18 protein-coding genes are annotated in these 15,541 nt (G+C 36.9%); 5 read left to right on the top strand and 13 right to left on the bottom strand.

Annotated features, from left to right (window positions below):
- Window positions 1-102: 102 nt before the first annotated feature.
- Both MKY08_RS13095 and MKY08_RS13100 read right to left on the bottom strand, forming a co-directional pair.
- Entirely contained in the window at window positions 103-543 is a 441-nt protein-coding gene (locus tag MKY08_RS13095) for a GNAT family N-acetyltransferase (RefSeq protein WP_069513132.1), read from the bottom strand.
- A gap of 178 nt (window positions 544-721) precedes the next feature.
- The gene (locus tag MKY08_RS13100; protein ID WP_024361120.1) at window positions 722-967 is read right to left on the bottom strand and encodes a YkuS family protein; all 246 of its coding nucleotides are present in this window, start codon (window positions 965-967) and stop codon (window positions 722-724) included.
- 197 nt (window positions 968-1,164) lie between these two features.
- Here MKY08_RS13100 and MKY08_RS13105 point away from each other — a divergent pair, with 197 nt between their 5' ends.
- Window positions 1,165-1,713 (top strand): GNAT family N-acetyltransferase, encoded by a 549-nt coding sequence (locus tag MKY08_RS13105; protein ID WP_069513131.1) that lies wholly within the window; start codon window positions 1,165-1,167, stop codon window positions 1,711-1,713.
- A 40-nt stretch (window positions 1,714-1,753) separates the two neighbouring features.
- Here MKY08_RS13105 and MKY08_RS13110 read toward each other — a convergent pair whose 3' ends face one another.
- From MKY08_RS13110 to MKY08_RS13125, 4 genes are all read right to left on the bottom strand, one after another.
- Complete coding sequence (locus tag MKY08_RS13110) at window positions 1,754-2,986, bottom strand: DNA polymerase IV (protein ID WP_069513130.1); 1,233 nt, start codon at window positions 2,984-2,986, stop codon at window positions 1,754-1,756.
- A gap of 197 nt (window positions 2,987-3,183) precedes the next feature.
- The gene (argJ, locus tag MKY08_RS13115; RefSeq protein WP_069513129.1) at window positions 3,184-4,371 is read right to left on the bottom strand and encodes a bifunctional glutamate N-acetyltransferase/amino-acid acetyltransferase ArgJ; all 1,188 of its coding nucleotides are present in this window, start codon (window positions 4,369-4,371) and stop codon (window positions 3,184-3,186) included.
- A 23-nt stretch (window positions 4,372-4,394) separates the two neighbouring features.
- Complete coding sequence (locus tag MKY08_RS13120; RefSeq protein ID WP_069513128.1) at window positions 4,395-4,859, bottom strand: N-acetyltransferase; 465 nt, start codon at window positions 4,857-4,859, stop codon at window positions 4,395-4,397.
- Between the two features lie 407 nt (window positions 4,860-5,266).
- Window positions 5,267-6,670, bottom strand: coding sequence for a PLP-dependent aminotransferase family protein (locus tag MKY08_RS13125; protein ID WP_069513126.1), 1,404 nt, complete (start codon window positions 6,668-6,670; stop codon window positions 5,267-5,269).
- Between the two features lie 126 nt (window positions 6,671-6,796).
- On the opposite strand from MKY08_RS13125, the gene MKY08_RS13130 reads away from it, so the two are divergent.
- Complete coding sequence (locus MKY08_RS13130) at window positions 6,797-7,960, top strand: PLP-dependent aminotransferase family protein (protein ID WP_069513125.1); 1,164 nt, start codon at window positions 6,797-6,799, stop codon at window positions 7,958-7,960.
- Between the two features lie 45 nt (window positions 7,961-8,005).
- On the opposite strand, the gene MKY08_RS13135 is transcribed toward MKY08_RS13130, so the two are convergent.
- Window positions 8,006-8,566 carry a helix-turn-helix domain-containing protein gene (locus MKY08_RS13135; protein WP_069513124.1) on the bottom strand — a complete coding sequence of 187 codons (561 nt, stop codon included), beginning with the start codon at window positions 8,564-8,566 and terminating at the stop codon, window positions 8,006-8,008.
- Window positions 8,567-8,680: 114 nt separating this feature from the next.
- On the opposite strand from MKY08_RS13135, the gene MKY08_RS13140 reads away from it, so the two are divergent.
- Window positions 8,681-9,277 carry a LysE family transporter gene (locus tag MKY08_RS13140; RefSeq protein WP_069513123.1) on the top strand — a complete coding sequence of 199 codons (597 nt, stop codon included), beginning with the start codon at window positions 8,681-8,683 and terminating at the stop codon, window positions 9,275-9,277.
- A gap of 60 nt (window positions 9,278-9,337) precedes the next feature.
- Here MKY08_RS13140 and MKY08_RS13145 read toward each other — a convergent pair whose 3' ends face one another.
- The 5 genes from MKY08_RS13145 to bioD all read right to left on the bottom strand — a co-directional run bounded on the left by MKY08_RS13145 (window position 9,338) and on the right by bioD (window position 13,456).
- Window positions 9,338-9,460, bottom strand: coding sequence for a hypothetical protein (locus tag MKY08_RS13145; RefSeq protein WP_255313762.1), 123 nt, complete (start codon window positions 9,458-9,460; stop codon window positions 9,338-9,340).
- A gap of 350 nt (window positions 9,461-9,810) precedes the next feature.
- On the bottom strand, window positions 9,811-10,809 hold the full coding sequence (gene bioB / locus MKY08_RS13150) for a biotin synthase BioB (RefSeq protein ID WP_069513122.1): 999 nt from the start codon (window positions 10,807-10,809) through the stop codon (window positions 9,811-9,813).
- A complete protein-coding gene (locus MKY08_RS13155; protein ID WP_069513121.1) occupies window positions 10,809-11,399 on the bottom strand; it encodes a biotin transporter BioY in 591 nt (196 codons plus the stop codon). Before MKY08_RS13155 ends, bioB begins: the two co-directional genes overlap by 1 nt.
- Before the next feature lie 4 nt (window positions 11,400-11,403).
- Window positions 11,404-12,771, bottom strand: coding sequence for an adenosylmethionine--8-amino-7-oxononanoate transaminase (gene bioA / locus MKY08_RS13160; RefSeq protein ID WP_081328028.1), 1,368 nt, complete (start codon window positions 12,769-12,771; stop codon window positions 11,404-11,406).
- Window positions 12,752-13,456, bottom strand: a complete 705-nt coding sequence (gene bioD / locus MKY08_RS13165; protein WP_069513120.1) for a dethiobiotin synthase — start codon at window positions 13,454-13,456, stop codon at window positions 12,752-12,754. Before bioD ends, bioA begins: the two co-directional genes overlap by 20 nt.
- A gap of 254 nt (window positions 13,457-13,710) precedes the next feature.
- Between bioD and MKY08_RS13170 the strand changes: the two genes are divergently transcribed.
- Window positions 13,711-14,175: a hypothetical protein gene (locus MKY08_RS13170; RefSeq protein ID WP_069513119.1), complete on the top strand. Its 465-nt coding sequence runs from the start codon at window positions 13,711-13,713 to the stop codon at window positions 14,173-14,175.
- A gap of 29 nt (window positions 14,176-14,204) precedes the next feature.
- Here MKY08_RS13170 and MKY08_RS13175 read toward each other — a convergent pair whose 3' ends face one another.
- Window positions 14,205-14,771, bottom strand: a complete 567-nt coding sequence (locus MKY08_RS13175) for a TetR family transcriptional regulator C-terminal domain-containing protein (RefSeq protein WP_176723228.1) — start codon at window positions 14,769-14,771, stop codon at window positions 14,205-14,207.
- 108 nt (window positions 14,772-14,879) lie between these two features.
- Between MKY08_RS13175 and MKY08_RS13180 the strand changes: the two genes are divergently transcribed.
- Window positions 14,880-15,404, top strand: a complete 525-nt coding sequence (locus MKY08_RS13180) for a hypothetical protein (RefSeq protein WP_069513117.1) — start codon at window positions 14,880-14,882, stop codon at window positions 15,402-15,404.
- Window positions 15,405-15,541 lie beyond the last annotated feature (137 nt).

Raw genomic sequence — 15,541 nt, forward strand, 5'->3', positions numbered from 1 at the left:
GCTTACTGTGCTGAGCGGAAAGCACCGCCTAAGCGGACAACAACGGCGCAGCAAAAAAGTGTTAGATTGATGGCCATCAATCTAACACTTTTTCTCTTTTTACTAACCAAAATACTTTACATAATTACAATATTGATCTTGTTTCATATTCAGATTTTCATATAATTTTCGGGCATGTACATTGTCCGCAGCCGTTTGTAGTGTTACATAACGTGCCGATTGCTGCTCACAATATTGAAACACTTTTTCCATCAATGCTTTGCCTACCCCTTGGCCTCTCGCTTCATCTGTGACATAGATATCATTAAGTATATAGGCACGCTGTAATGCGATGGAAGAAAACGTTGGGTACAGTTGTGCAAACCCTATTGATTTCCCATTTTCCACAGCAATAAAAATAATGGATTCTTTTAAAGCCATCCGTAATTGGATAAATGCTTTAGCACTACTAATATCCGATTCTAGTCCATAAAACTGCCGATACTCATCAAATAACACTGTTACATCTTCTAATTCATCCATTGTTGCGTGAAGTATTTCCATTTCATTCTTCTCCCCTTATGTCTACCCATGATGGTTTTAAAAATGTATGTAGCTAGTGTTTATTATAAAGGAAATGAAAGGATAAAGATATTATCAATAGGACTTCACTAGCCTTATGAGACATTCAAAAGGTGCCACCTTTGATGTCACGAAGGACTTCAAAAATAGCACCCTTTCTTTAATGGAAATATTGATCTACGCGTTGTATTACTTCATCAGCAGAAAGCCCAGCTGCATCGATAATAGGACCTGCCATAATAGGATCACTAATGCCCATCACATCTCTGTCTTGTCCTGTTATTACGCAAGCATCACATTTTTTTGCATCTGCTTCATTACGAAGCTGAATCACTTCATATCCTTTTGCTTTTAAAGCGTCTTCTACATTTGATAAAGATTGTTCAACACCAATAATTTTAGACATTCTTCTTCCACCTCCTATATGTTAATGTGCCATATAGGTTACCTAATTATTCACTTATTGCATATTTTATTATGTACAAATAACACAGGCTTCAGATAGCTACAAAATCACCTAAAAATATACATATAATCCAATTCCGTGTGATATACTATAAAAAAGTTTTAACCTTTAATCACTAACAGGATGGGAGGATAAACATGATCTATAGTAAAACGGCCAAAACAATAGAAACAGAGCGCTTACTGCTTCGTCTATTTCAGGAATCAGATGCACAAGCAGTCAGCAATTATTGTAATAATTATAAAATCTATAAAAGCACATTAAATTTACCTTATCCTTATTCATTAGAATGTGCGCTGACATGGATTGCAAATCATGAAAAGCATTATGATCAGGAGACTATGTATGAATTCGCTATAACAGACAAACAAAGCGGACAGTTATACGGGGCAATCGGTGTTTCCAATCATCCACAATATAAAAATGGTGAAATTGCCTATTGGATCGGTGAAGAACATTGGGGCAATGGCTATGCAACTGAAGCCGCTAAAGCTCTAATTGATTTTGTATTTACAGAAAAAAACTATCATCGTGTTTATGCTCGCTATTTTAAATCAAATCCTGCTTCTGGTAAGATTATGGAAAAGTGCGGTATGCAATATGAAGGTACTTTAAAAGATCATATTTATAAAAATAATACATTTGAAGATATTGTTTTTTACGGAATAATTAACCCAAAAGAATAAAGGGCACTAGGAGCTTACGTCACAAAAAAACGTAAGCTCCTTATTTAAGATCATCTAAAAAATCTTTACTAAAGCTTGTCTGTGATTGAAAAGATGATCGTTTAGCAATATCTGCTCCTCGTTTAATGATGCCTTTGCCAAATCGTTCTTCCATCTCATCTACTACCTTTAAAATCGGCTCCTCTTTGACATGCTCTTCAAAATTAAAAAATGTTAATTGCTGTGTCATTTCTTTCATATTGCTGACATTTGAAATGGTTACGCCTAATAATCGGACAGGCTCCTCATTCCAATGTTTTTGAAAAAGGCTCCATGCATGTTCAATAATATCCTCTTTTAAATAAATTGCATTGTTAACCGATTTACTGCGCGTATAGGTTTTCCAATTAGCTGTACGAATTAAAATACTCACCGTGACGCCAGCCAATTTTTTAGCATTTAAACGATCTGCTACCTTTTCAGAAAGTGTAGTAATTAGTTTATATAATTCATTTCTATCGGTCGTATCGTGCGAAAGTGTTGTCGAGTTCCCTAAACTTTTCGTATCATATATTGCTTCGGGATCAACAGGTCGATCATCCTCACCATTCGCCTTCTGTTTCATGCGAAAACCATTGATGCCAAATTGTTGCTTTAATAGCCGTTCATCCGCCACAGCTAATTCTCCAATTGTTTGTATGCCTAACTTTTTCAACTTCTCTGCTGTACTTTTCCCAACTCCATGCATTTCTATGACATTCAATGGCCACAGTATAGATGGCACATCACGCTTACGTAATATGGTAATTCCCATCGGTTTTTTCATATCGCTTGCCATTTTCGCTAAAAACTTGTTAGGTGCAACACCTATTGAACAAGGTAATTGTAATTCGTTCCAAATGCGATCTTGTATGCTTTGTATAAGTTCCATTACATTTTGCCCTTCTATCATAGGCAGTTGCATATACCCTTCATCAATAGAAACTGGTTGAAGAATTTCACTATATTCTTTTAATAAGTTAAAAAATGCTTTAGAAGCTGCTCGATATCGCTCAAAATTTGGTGGAAGGACAATTAAATCAGCACATTTTCTTCTTGCCTCACCGACGTTCATCGTTGTATAAACACCACTTTTTCTAGCTTCATAGCTACATGTAATCACGATACCTCTTCGCTCTTTTGGATTACCTGCAATAGCGATTGGTTTTCCTTTTAATGAGGGATCGTAAATTTGTTCCACAGAGGCATAAAAGCAATTCAGGTCAATATGTAAAATAATTCTTCCTTTATGCATTTTCTTTCACCTCATTAATTATTATCTACAAAGAAAGAATGTATCGTTTCTTCGTCATGCTAATCCTTCAACTTAAACTTTATCTATAGTTTATCACATATAAGAACTTTTGTTCCTTTTTTCACCGACTTGCTTTTTTTGCGGCAAAAAAAAGTACAGGTAATGTACAATGATTGCACAATAGCTGCACTGTTATTTTATGTTGTATAGGAACCATTAATTTTCACATAGTCATAGGACAAATCACAACCCCATACAGTAGCTTCTTCATTGCCTAAGCCGAGCGATACTTTAATCTGGATCTCAGAATTCTCAAGATAATCTTGGATAACAGATAAATCGACGGAATCGATTGGTTTTCCTTGATAAATTAACGTTTCACCAAAATAGATTGAGATGTTTTCAGGATTTAGTTCAACTTCATCTTCACATTTACCTATCGCCATAGCAATACGTCCCCAATTGGCATCTTTTCCAAAAATAGCAGTTTTCACGAGTGGCGAATTCACAATACTTTTAGCCACTTTTTTTGCTTGTGCAAAGCTCGATGACTCATTGACAGTGACTTCAACTAATTTTGTAGCGCCTTCCCCATCACGGGCAATTTCTTTTGCCAATTCAATGCTCATGTTATTTAACGTTTCAGTAAATTGCTTGATATCCACTTTCCCCGCTAATCCATTCGCCATAATGGCTACTGTGTCACTTGTACTCGTATCGGTATCAACACTGACCATGTTAAATGAATGATTCACGGCTTCTTTAAAAATTGTTTGTAAAGTCGTGGCGGGAATTTCTGCATCTGTTACAAAGTAGGATAACATCGTAGCCATATTCGGTTCTATCATACCAGAACCTTTTGCAATACCAACTAATGTTGCATTACCGACTTTGCATATTTTACATTTTGGATAAGTATCAGTCGTCATAATTGCTTGTGCTGATTTTTCTAAGCCTCCTTCTACTAACTGTTCTTTAATATTGATGATTCCATTTCTTATTTTATCCATCGGTAATTGATGCCCAATTACACCAGTTGAAGAAGGTAAAATATTTTCAGGTGCAATTGCTAACTCGTGTGCGACCAAGTTGACAATTTCTTGAACATTACGAATCCCTTCTTCTCCTGTTGCTACGTTCGCATTTTTACTATTAATGACAAAACATTGTAATTTACCATTCGCTACATTTTGCTTTCCGATAGGGATAGGCGCACCACAAAATCTACTTTGTGTAAACATAGCAGCTGCATTTGCTACAGTAGAAGACATAATAACCGTGAAGTCTAGCGTATCATCTTTAATACCGAGGTTCTTCACACAAGTATAAAATCCTTTCGGCATCAATGTTTGCATATCACTTTCTTTTTTCCCTAGTTCTTGCATTGCCTTTTCCTCCTTTTCAACTTTTAGTCTGCAATTTCCAAATATTTAACCATCGCTACTTCATCGCAATTATTAATTTTGGGGCAATTCACGCAATCCGTCCAAACCTTTTCTGGCAAATCATCTCTTTTGACAATTTGAAATCCAAGTTTTGAAAAAAACTTTACTTGATAAGTTAAAGATATTAATCTTTCCACCCCTAATTTGGGACTTTCCTGAATGATATGTTCCACTAACATTCGACCGATTCCTTTTTGTTGGTAATCTGGATCTACAACTAAGGAACGAACTTCTGCTAAATCTTGCCCTAATACATGTAATCCTGCTACCCCAACAACCTTATGATTATCCTTTACAACATACAAACACTGTAACTGTTGATAAATTGATAATAAGGAACGAGGTAATACAATCTCTTTATCTGCGTAAATTTTGATTAATTCATAAACAGGCATAACATCAGCTGTTGTAGCACTATATATTTTCATAGATTTCTCCTTCTTCTAAAAAATTAATATGTTATAAATATGCACTAAACTGATTTAAAATGCAATTTGTTTTTGTGAAAATTTACAGAATATTTGGAGCGCGGGTAAACTTTTGAGAAACGCGGGTAAATGTCTCTCATTCGCGGGTAAACCTTTACGAAACGTGGGTAAATGTCTCTCATTCGCGGATAAACCTTTGCGAAACGCCGGTAAATGTCTCTGAATCGCGGGTAAACCTTTGCGAAACGCGGGTAAATGTCTCTGAATCGCGGGTAAACCTTTGGAAAACGCGGGTAAATGTCTCTGAATCGCGGGTAAACCTTTGCGAAACCCCGCTGTTACGCTCAACAGTAAAAAAGTGTTAGATTGCATGCAATCTAACACTTTTCCCTTCCACTCATTCACTTTTAATCTACAAACGCGTAGTCACCATCACTTTCAAGCAATTCCTTTAATACCGTTAAGGCTTGCTCAAGCTGTGTGCTATTTTCTGGTGCCGTAATTGCCAATCGTACAGCATTTACTGGTTTGGCATTGCCTACTGCAAAACGTTCTGCTGCATAGACTTGGACGCCCGCTTTCGCGGCAAGTAATTCAAACTGTACGCCAGTAAATTTTTTAGGCAATAGAAGCCATCTAAACATGCACTCAGCATCACCTAAAATATTGTATTCCCCTAAATACTGATTCACCAGCGCATTTTGTTGTTTAGCATATAAGCGATGTTTCTCTAATATCGTTTGCGCAACACCATCTTGAATTAGTCTTGCTGTAAGCTCCACCATTACAGGTGATACCGAAATATTGATATTATATAGTGTTTCAATAATTTTCTTTCTTAATGCACTAGGCGTCACAATAAAGGATAACCTTAAACCAGGTGATATCGTTTTGGACACGCTGGCAATATACACTACCTTTTCCGGTGCATAAAAGGCGATTGGTGCTAATGGCTGCTCCTTCAAGAAGCTATAAATGGCGTCCTCTATCACGATCAACCCTTTTTGCCTTGCCACTTCTGCTATCATTTTTCTTGTTTCAACAGACATTGTATGGGTCGTAGGATTATGAAAATCTGGAATCACATAAAGACCTTTAATATGTTCATTTTTACAAGCATACAATAAACCTTCTTTTGTCATCTCTCCATTTTTTTGCTGAATGGCTACTAGTTGAATACCAAGCATATTAGCCGCCGTTTTGATTCCTGCATATGTAATGGGATCTGTTCCAATACGATCACCTGGATGAAATAAAGCGGCTAATGTGCCGACAATTGCATTTTGACCTCCTGCACCAAGCAATATTGGTTGATCCGTTTGAAATCCAACTTTTTCTAAAAGTTTTGCTGCTGCTTCAGTTTGCCATGCATTCCCTTCTGGTCGACCATATTGAAATAATTTGCTGACATTAGAATCATTGAGCATTTTCTTCATATAACGTGTTATTTCTTCATTCGCATAGGCATCTGGTAAAACCGAACCTAATTCAATCAAATGAGCAGCATTGCTTGTCGGTAATAAAATTTTATTTGCCGCTGCATCAGAAGAAACAAATGTACCACTCCCGATTGAGGCATAAATTAGTCCCTTTTGTCCGCACAGCTTAAACGCTCGTGTAATTGTACTTAAATTGACATCTAAAAAATCAGCCAGTTCGCGTTGCGGTGGCAACTTGGTCCCTGGCAATAAAACGCCTTCCTTAATATCCTGTTCTAACTGCTCAGCAATTGCGATATAAATTGGCGCTGAAATATTGCTTATATTGGGCTTCCAGCTCATAGGGTATTCATCAAATGAGTTAAATGGCATGCTCTAACCCCTTCCTTTTGGCTTTGCATACAATATATAATTGTCTTGCATACAATCATAATATTGTATGCAAATGATTACAATGCTATAATTTTTAAAAAATCAGAAAAAGGGACCGATAAAATTATGCAATATTCTGAAAGAATCTTAAACACACCATCTTCATTCATCCGTAATATTTTGAAAGTAACGGATGCCGAGGATGTCATTTCCTTTGCAGGCGGGCTACCAAACCCCATCTCTTTCCCAATCGATGCATTAAAAGCATCTGTTGACCATGCGATTAGTGAAAATGGCAGTCGATTATTCCAATATTCATCTACACAAGGCTATGCACCTTTACGTGAATACATCGCAGCTAAATACAAGCGAGTTCATGGGTTAGATATTAGCGCAGATGATATATTGATTACAACTGGTTCACAGCAAGCACTTGAACTGATTGGTAAAGTACTTATTAATAAAGGGGATGGCATTGTCATTGAGGAACCAGGCTATTTAGGCGCGATTCAAGCATTCACATTAAGTGAGCCTAATTTCTATGGTGTAACCCTTGAAAACGATGGCCTTAATTTAGAAGAATTAGAGAATGCTTTACAGCAGCCAAACGTGAAATTCATCTATACAGTACCTAACTTCCAAAATCCAACGGGTCTTACGTATTCAAAAGAAAAACGTCAACAAATATATGACATAATTGCTAAATACGATGTAGCATTAATCGAAGATGATCCATATGGAGAATTACGCTTCCAAGGTGAACCACTTCCTTATATCGGTGCCGGAAAACTCGAAAATAGTATTTTACTAGGTTCTTTCTCTAAAACAGTTACACCAGGTATGCGCCTTGGCTTTATTATTACAAAAAACAAAGAGCTAATGAAACATATTGAAACAGCAAAGCAAGCGACTGACCTTCACACAAACATTTTCTCTCAATATGTGATTTACGATTACTTAGCAAATAATGATTATACAGAGCACGTAAAAAAAATTATTACTTTGTATAAAAATCAATCTGATGCAATGCTAGATGCGATGCAGGAATTTTTCCCAGCGCACGTTGAATACACTCGTCCAGAAGGTGGCATGTTCATTTGGGCGACAATGAATAACGGTGCTGCAGCATTGGATGTCTTTAACAAAGCAATGGAACAAAAAGTCGCTTTCGTTCCTGGCGATCCTTTCTATACATCTAAAACAGGTGTTAACACGATGCGTCTGAACTATACAAATGCAACGCCAGAAATTATTCGTGAAGGCATTAAGCGTTTAGGCAGTATTTTATAATGTAAAAATCGTATGAACGCTATCCATAAGCGCTCATACGATTTTTTATCTTTCATGCGGATAATAGATGGTCATGCCTAACTTCGTTAATGTATCACCTGCATTACGATAGTCATGCGGTCTGTCAGCTTTAAATCGGATGGAATCACCACTTTTTAATGTGTAGTTATGGTCATTGACCCGAATCATTAATTCTCCTGCAAAAACGGTAATAAATTCTTCTGTGCCTTCTTTATGACCTTCAGCGCTTAATTGACCACCTTGATCAATCTCGATTGTATAGATTTCAAAACGACTATCTTCTTGAAATGGAAAATTTGGATACACTCTATATTTCCCATTATCTTCTGATAATACTTGTATATCCTTTTTCAGCACGACTTCTGTTTCCGACTGTGGTTGATGGATAAGAGCCGTAAAGGAAACCTTTAAACCTGTTGCGATTTTCCAAATAGTTGTAAGCGTTGGACTAGACTCTCCTCTTTCAATTTGCCCAATCATCGTTTTACTAACGCCACAGAGCTGAGACACTTTCTCTAAACTAAGTTTTTCTCTTTCTCGAATAGCTTTTAAATTTCTTGCGAAAATTAAATGAATTTCCTCCAAAACAAGCACCCCTTAAAAAATGTACAATATAACGACCATAAAGTATAATAAAAAGTAGGACGTTATATTGTTTATTTCAGACATTATAACATACAAATAACAAGGAGGTCTAAAATGCCTTACATATCCTTTTTAGTATTCGTAATCATTACAAGCTTTACACCAGGACCGAACAACATCATGGCAATGGCCTATGCCAACCAATATGGTTTGAAAAAAACTATGCAATTTTGTCTCGGTGTTGGCATGGGTTTCTTTACAATAACCGCTTTAAGTAGTTTTTTTAATGTAGTTCTTAGTCAAATTATGCCCATTATTACATTGCCACTTACGATTTTAGGGGTAGGCTATATGTTGTATTTAGCTTTCAAAATTGCGACAATGAAAGACCATGAAGATTCGGATACTAACCATCTTGAGGAGCATAAACGAAACCTTTTGCTACTTGGAGCCTTCCTCCAGTTCATCAATCCAAAAGGAATTTTGTTTGGCATCACGGTCGTTGCTACCTATATTTTGCCGTATTACACTTCCTATAGGAGTTACATTTTGTTTGCATTGTTTTTAGGGTTTGTCGGGATTATCAGTACATTTAGCTGGGCTCTATTTGGCTCCACTTTTCGAAAAGTACTTTTACAGTATCGACAACCATTTAATATTGTTATGGCAATTTTATTAGTTTACAGTGCTTTTTCCATACTTTTTCACTAAAAACCCCCTCATTGTACGTTATATTGTACGATGAGGGGGTTTGTTAGATTTATAACGAAACTATTTTGTATATGTTAATACGGCATTTTTCTTAAATTTGGCTAATGCGGCTGTTGCCTCATTTTTGTTCGTATATTCAAAAATACGCACATTTTTTTTCTCAAAAACTGTAATAACCCACATCTTAACCTCTCCCTTACCTATTATTTTTGTAATATAACAATCACCTAACATGTGATACAAAGAACAAACTGTCTTATAACAACTCTTGCTAATTTTCATTTTACGCTCTTTTTTTCAAAAATAAAGCTTTATGTGAAGCCCTTCACAAACTGTTCAATTTCAAAACGCTTTCATTGAACATTTTGTGAAAACCATCATTTTATAGGTATATAATCGGAACCATTTTTACCATCCTTCGCTTCATATTGACCAATAAAAAAACCGTCTGTGCGCCTTTTCCACGACGCTCAAACGGTTTTAGGTAATCATATTGTGTAGTAGTAGATTTTATTTCATAATGATTGTTTGAATTAAGAACAAAATGCTTCTTCTTGCTTTTGTGTCAGCTCGATTTCAAAGCCCAAATCTTCAAGCATACGATAATCGCTATTCGCTTCTTGTCCTTCAGTAGTCAAGTAATCCCCAACAAAAATACTATTTGCTGCATACATTCCAAATGGCTGAAGGAATCCTAAATTGACTTCGCGACCACCCGAAATTCTAATTTCCTTCGAAGGATTCATATAGCGGAATAGCGCTAATACTTTTAAGCAATAGCGAGGATTTAAGTCCTGTGTTCCTTCAAGTTTTGTCCCATCAATTGCATGTAAGAAGTTAACTGGAATTGAATCCGCGTCCAACTGATGTAATGCACGTGCAATTTCCACGACATCCATTTTCGTTTCTTTCATGCCAATTATGGCTCCAGAGCATGGGGAAATACCATGTTTCTTTACGACCTCAACGGTATTAACACGATCCTCATATGTGTGCGTCGTCGTAATATAGGAATGATGTCGCTCTGATGTATTTAAGTTATGATTGTAGCGATCAACACCCGCTTCTTTTAATTGTTGTGCTTGTTCTTCTTTTAGTAAACCTAGGCAAGCGCAAACTTTTAAGCCATACTTTGCTTTAATTTCTTCAACGGCCTCACTCACTACATTGACATCTTTACGAGTCGGCCCACGTCCGCTTGCGACGATGCAATACGTACCAATTTTATTTTCAAACGCACGCTTTGCCCCCGCCAATATTTCCTCTTTTGTAATGAACGGATATTTCTCAATAGGAGCGGTCGATTTAGATGACTGCGAGCAATAGCCACAATCCTCAGGACAATACCCACTTTTAGCATTCATAATCATATTTAACTTTACTTTTTTACCGTAATAGTGCTTACGAATGGCAAATGCGCCGTCCATTAGCTTTAAAATATCATCATCATCACTATTTAAAATGGCAAGTGCCTCATCATCGCTAATTACCTTGCCTGCAATCACTTCATCTGCTAATTGTAACCAATTCACTAAACATTCTCCTTTTCAATTTGCACAAGTTTTATAGCTCTAGCGGAACGAAATACTTTGTATAGGCGTTCAGCTAAAAGGGCAGAAGCAATTGCTAAGCAAAAGTCTGCAACAATACTATTGACAAAGCCTACTAAAAATACATGAGACCAACTTGATTTCATGTTTAACCATAGATTTAATGCTACATATAAATAAGGTACTGCGACTGCATAAATAATAATAAGCCCTATAATATTGGCAACAATAAAATGTTTTTTCGTTGGTGATTCTACTCGATCAATCATATAGCCGATTACTAATGCAGCAAGAGCAAATCCTATTAAGTAACCAAAAGTCGGCTGCAATACATATGTAATGCCTCCTCCTTGTGTAAAAACTGGCAAGCCAACTAAACCTATTCCTATGTAAACTAGCTGACTTTGAAATCCATTGCGACCACCGAGTAAGCAGCCCGCTAAAAAGACAAAGACAATTTGTAATGTAAACGGCACGAGCGGTAATGGAATTTTAATAAAGGCACCAACGGCTGTTAATGCAGCAAACATCGCAATCATCACAAGTGATAACGTTGACTGTCGTTTCAACATGCCCTCATCCCTCCCGCTCTTCAAAAAATTGCACAATTGTATCTTTTGTTGTTTGAATCATAAATTGCATTTCGTCGTCCGTTATAATATATGGTGGCATGAAATACAAAACATTCCCAAGTGGACGAATAAGTAACCCTTTTGCTAAAGCTCTTTTGTATATTTGATAGCCAATGCGCTCCTCACTCGGTAATGGCTCTTTCGTATCACGATTCGCCACTAGTTCAATCGCCCCAACAAACCCAACTTGCCGATATTCACCAACAAAGGGTAACTCAGCAAAAGCCTCTAACGCTAGCTTTCGCATGCGTTCGCCTTTGTCTTGCACAACATCTACATACTGTTCCTCTTCAAATATCGCCAATACCTCTAGAGCTACACGGCAGGCAAGTGTATTCCCTGTGTAACTATGTGAATGTAAAAACGCCTTCATCGTGGCATAATCATCATAAAATGCCTGATATACTTCATTCGTCGTCATTACGACAGACAGTGGTAAATACCCACCTGTTAAACCTTTTGATAAACACATAAAATCCGGAGAGATATTAGCTTGCTCACAGGCAAAAAGTGTACCTGTTCGTCCAAACCCTACAGCAATTTCGTCTGCAATTAGATGAACATCATATTGCGTACATAGTTCACGTAAACGTCGCAAATAAATAGCTGGATACATTTTCATCCCTGCTGCCGCTTGAATTAGTGGCTCAATAATAACCGCCGTAAGTTCCTGATGATGCATGCGCAACTGATCTTCTACAAAACTAATACATTGGGCATGGCAACTATCCGGATGATGCTTAAATGGACAACGGAAACAATCTGGGCCTTGTGCTCGTACCGTATCTAGTAACAGTGGTTGATACACTTCGTTATAAAGATCTACCCCACCGACAGATAAAGCACCTAATGTTTCACCATGATAGGCATCCGTTAATGCCAAAAAGCGTTTTTTGTGCGTTTTCCCCGTTTGCATATGATATTGAAAACTCATTTTTAAAGCGACTTCTATAGCAGATGAGCCATTATCTGCAAAAAATACTTTTTGTAAACTTTGTGGTGTTAAAGCTACTAATTTTTGCGCGAGTTTAATCGCTGGCTCATGTGAAAAATTCGCAAAAATTGTATGCTCCAACGTAAATGCTTGTTCACTTAATGCTTGGCTAATACGTGGATTAGCATGTCCAAATAAATTGACCCACCATGAAGATACCGCATCAAGATAGCGTTGATTATGTTCATCATACAACCATACACCCTCGCCTTTTTTAATAACGATTGGTGGAAAAGCCTCATAATCTTTCATTTGGGAGCAAGGATGCCAGACATGTTGTAAATCTTTTTCTTGTAGCTTAGTTAATACTTGTTTCACGTCTAATCAGCCTTTCAAACAATGATGTGCCCGTAATTGCATACGCACTAATGTCCGACAGCTCTTCCAGCTTTGGTATCGTCATATAGGGCAATGTGTAATATTGTAAAATAGTTTGAATATTGTCTTGCTCCATCCTGCTCCCCATATCACCGTTAAATACAAGACCAAGCACTTCAATTTGCCGTGTAGTCAATGCTTCTAACGTTAAGAGCGTGTGGTTAATTGTTCCTAGCGCTGTTCGTGTAACCACGACAACAGGGAGTTTACTTTCAACAATGACATCCAACAGCGTCGTTTCGCCACATGCATCTAATGGTACAAAGAGCCCACCTGCTCCTTCACAAATAACAACATCCCAAGTTTGCTGTAAATGCTGCATCTGCTTTAATAACTGCTGTGTGTCAATTTGCTGCCCCTCCAGTTGAGCCGCAAAATGTGGCGATGCTGCTTCTTTAAATGAATAACCATTTAAATTCTCTCTGTCTAGCAATTGCAAGGAATATTTTTCATACATCGCTGTGTCGAAGTAATAGGCTTGTTTGCCATCATATACTTCACCAGTTTGCACTGGTTTATAAGGCGTTACTCGTATGCCCTGTTTTTGCAAATTACGCATTAATAATGTGGTGACAAATGTTTTTCCAACATCTGTATCTGTTCCAACAACCCAAAAGTGTTGCAACTGTACCTCCCCCTCTTTTAAGTTAACCAACTATAGTTTTTAAGTTAACACATTATTTTTCCTTTTGTAAATGCCTTTTTTTGCATTTTTACAAAAATGATTAATATAATGCCTTATTCGAGGGTATTCTATCCTAAATTCCACCCAATTGAACGGTGATACACCCCGTTTTATCAACGTTATGTTATTTCCCAAGAAATATTAAAGGGTTTTTATCATACGCTGTAGTATTAATCAAAACAGGGGGTGGCAAAATGTTTGGACTATTTAAAGAGACAGAGAAAAAGCTAGATACATATGAACAAATGAGCAGTATTTTAAATACTTTGCTTACTTACGAAATACGAGATTTACCTATGCGTTATGAATTTTGGTATCGTGTAGCTATTCGGCAAGAAGAATATCGAACATTGCAAGCAGAACATCGAGAAAAAATCTCAATGCATACGGCCATAGGAAGGTTTCATCAAGTTCAATATGAGGATACGAAACAGAAGTGTGCAAAGCTTGAACGTCTGACGGATATTTATAAGTTATTGTGTATCGAGGAAGAACGTCAAACATTGAATCATCGTCTATCTTTCCACAAGGAAGCAATAGAGGAAATTTATGAGCATGTGCAAAGGAAACACCTTTATACGTATTGCGACTCCGTACAACGTCAATTTTGGGATGCCGTTAGCGAAGACATACTAAAAGCAATTGCCCATCTAGATTAACACTAGATGGGCAAACCACTTGATTTGATTTATAATTTTAATACTTTATCTATTTCTTTTTCAATTAAATATTGAAGTCGCACTTTATCCATTGGCACTAAGCCCATTAAAACATGCAGGGCAAGTCCATCAATAAATGCATGTAGATGGACAATTTCATCGTGCACTACTAGTCCATCTTGCAGTAAATTTTCATGTTGTAAATAGGCAAATATCTTTTCAATACCACTCAATATATGTTCTTCTGTTGGTTCTCCACTGCGCACCTTATATGAGACAAACTCTAGCCAAACTTGCATTTCAATAATATGTTGTTCAGATATTGGCACGAGCTCCAAAAGTGCTGCTACAATAATTTGCTTAATCGGTAGTGGCTTTTGTAAATGCTGGGCAATACGCTCATTTACTTGCTGCTCTACTAACTCCATCGCAAATACGATTAATTCCTCATGCGTGTTAAAATAGTAACGAACAGCACCTAATGATAAATTTGCCTCCTTTGCTATTGAACGTACTGTAGCACCTCTAAGTCCATCCCTAGCAATTACATTCCACGTGGCTTTCGCGATACTCGCTTTTCTTTCTTGATGATTCACTATTTTAGGCATACTTCAAGTATAGACTATTTTAATACATTTGTATTATTTAAAACTTTATGGTAATTTTATTTAATACAACTGTATCAAAATAATGGAGGGTTTTTTATGATTGCTTGGATTATCGCTGCAGAAATAGCATTTTGGATTGTCATATTAATAGCTTTGGTTTGTAGATACCGTTTTAACAAGCCAAAACTAAGCATTTTCTTTTTTGCGCTTACACCTGTTATAGACCTCCTATTAATCTTGCTAACTGCTATGGACTTAAAAGCTGGTACACCAGCATCCGCTTCACATGGTATTGCCGCCATCTATATAGGTGTCTCAATTGCCTATGGGAAGACCATGATTACTTGGGCAGATGAAAAGTTTCAACAATGGTTTTTAAAAGTTCAGATTGAAAAACAGCGGTTAACAGGATTGGCGAAAGGGATCCATGAAGTAAAAATGCTCGGTTTACATGTTCTCGCCTACATCATTAGTACGAGTTTATTGTATGCGATGATTGTATTTATTGGTCAACATACCGATACGTCTTCCCTACTACAAGTAATGAAAATTTGGGGGATTGTTTTAATAATTGATGCCGTTATTAGCCTTTCTTATGTCATTTTTCCTAGTAAAAAATAACAGCCTTGTTCTCTTGCCCCTTGCATGTAGTAGAAAGGGATTAATTGGGTAGGAATTAATCGTGCAATACATAAAGGTGTATTTAAAAACGAAACATTGTTTAGAGCTAACAACACAACAAGCCTCGCACATCGTTG

Source organism: Lysinibacillus sp. FSL M8-0337, from assembly GCF_038593855.1.
In the GTDB taxonomy this organism is placed as follows: Bacteria; Bacillota; Bacilli; order Bacillales_A; family Planococcaceae; genus Lysinibacillus; species Lysinibacillus sphaericus_D.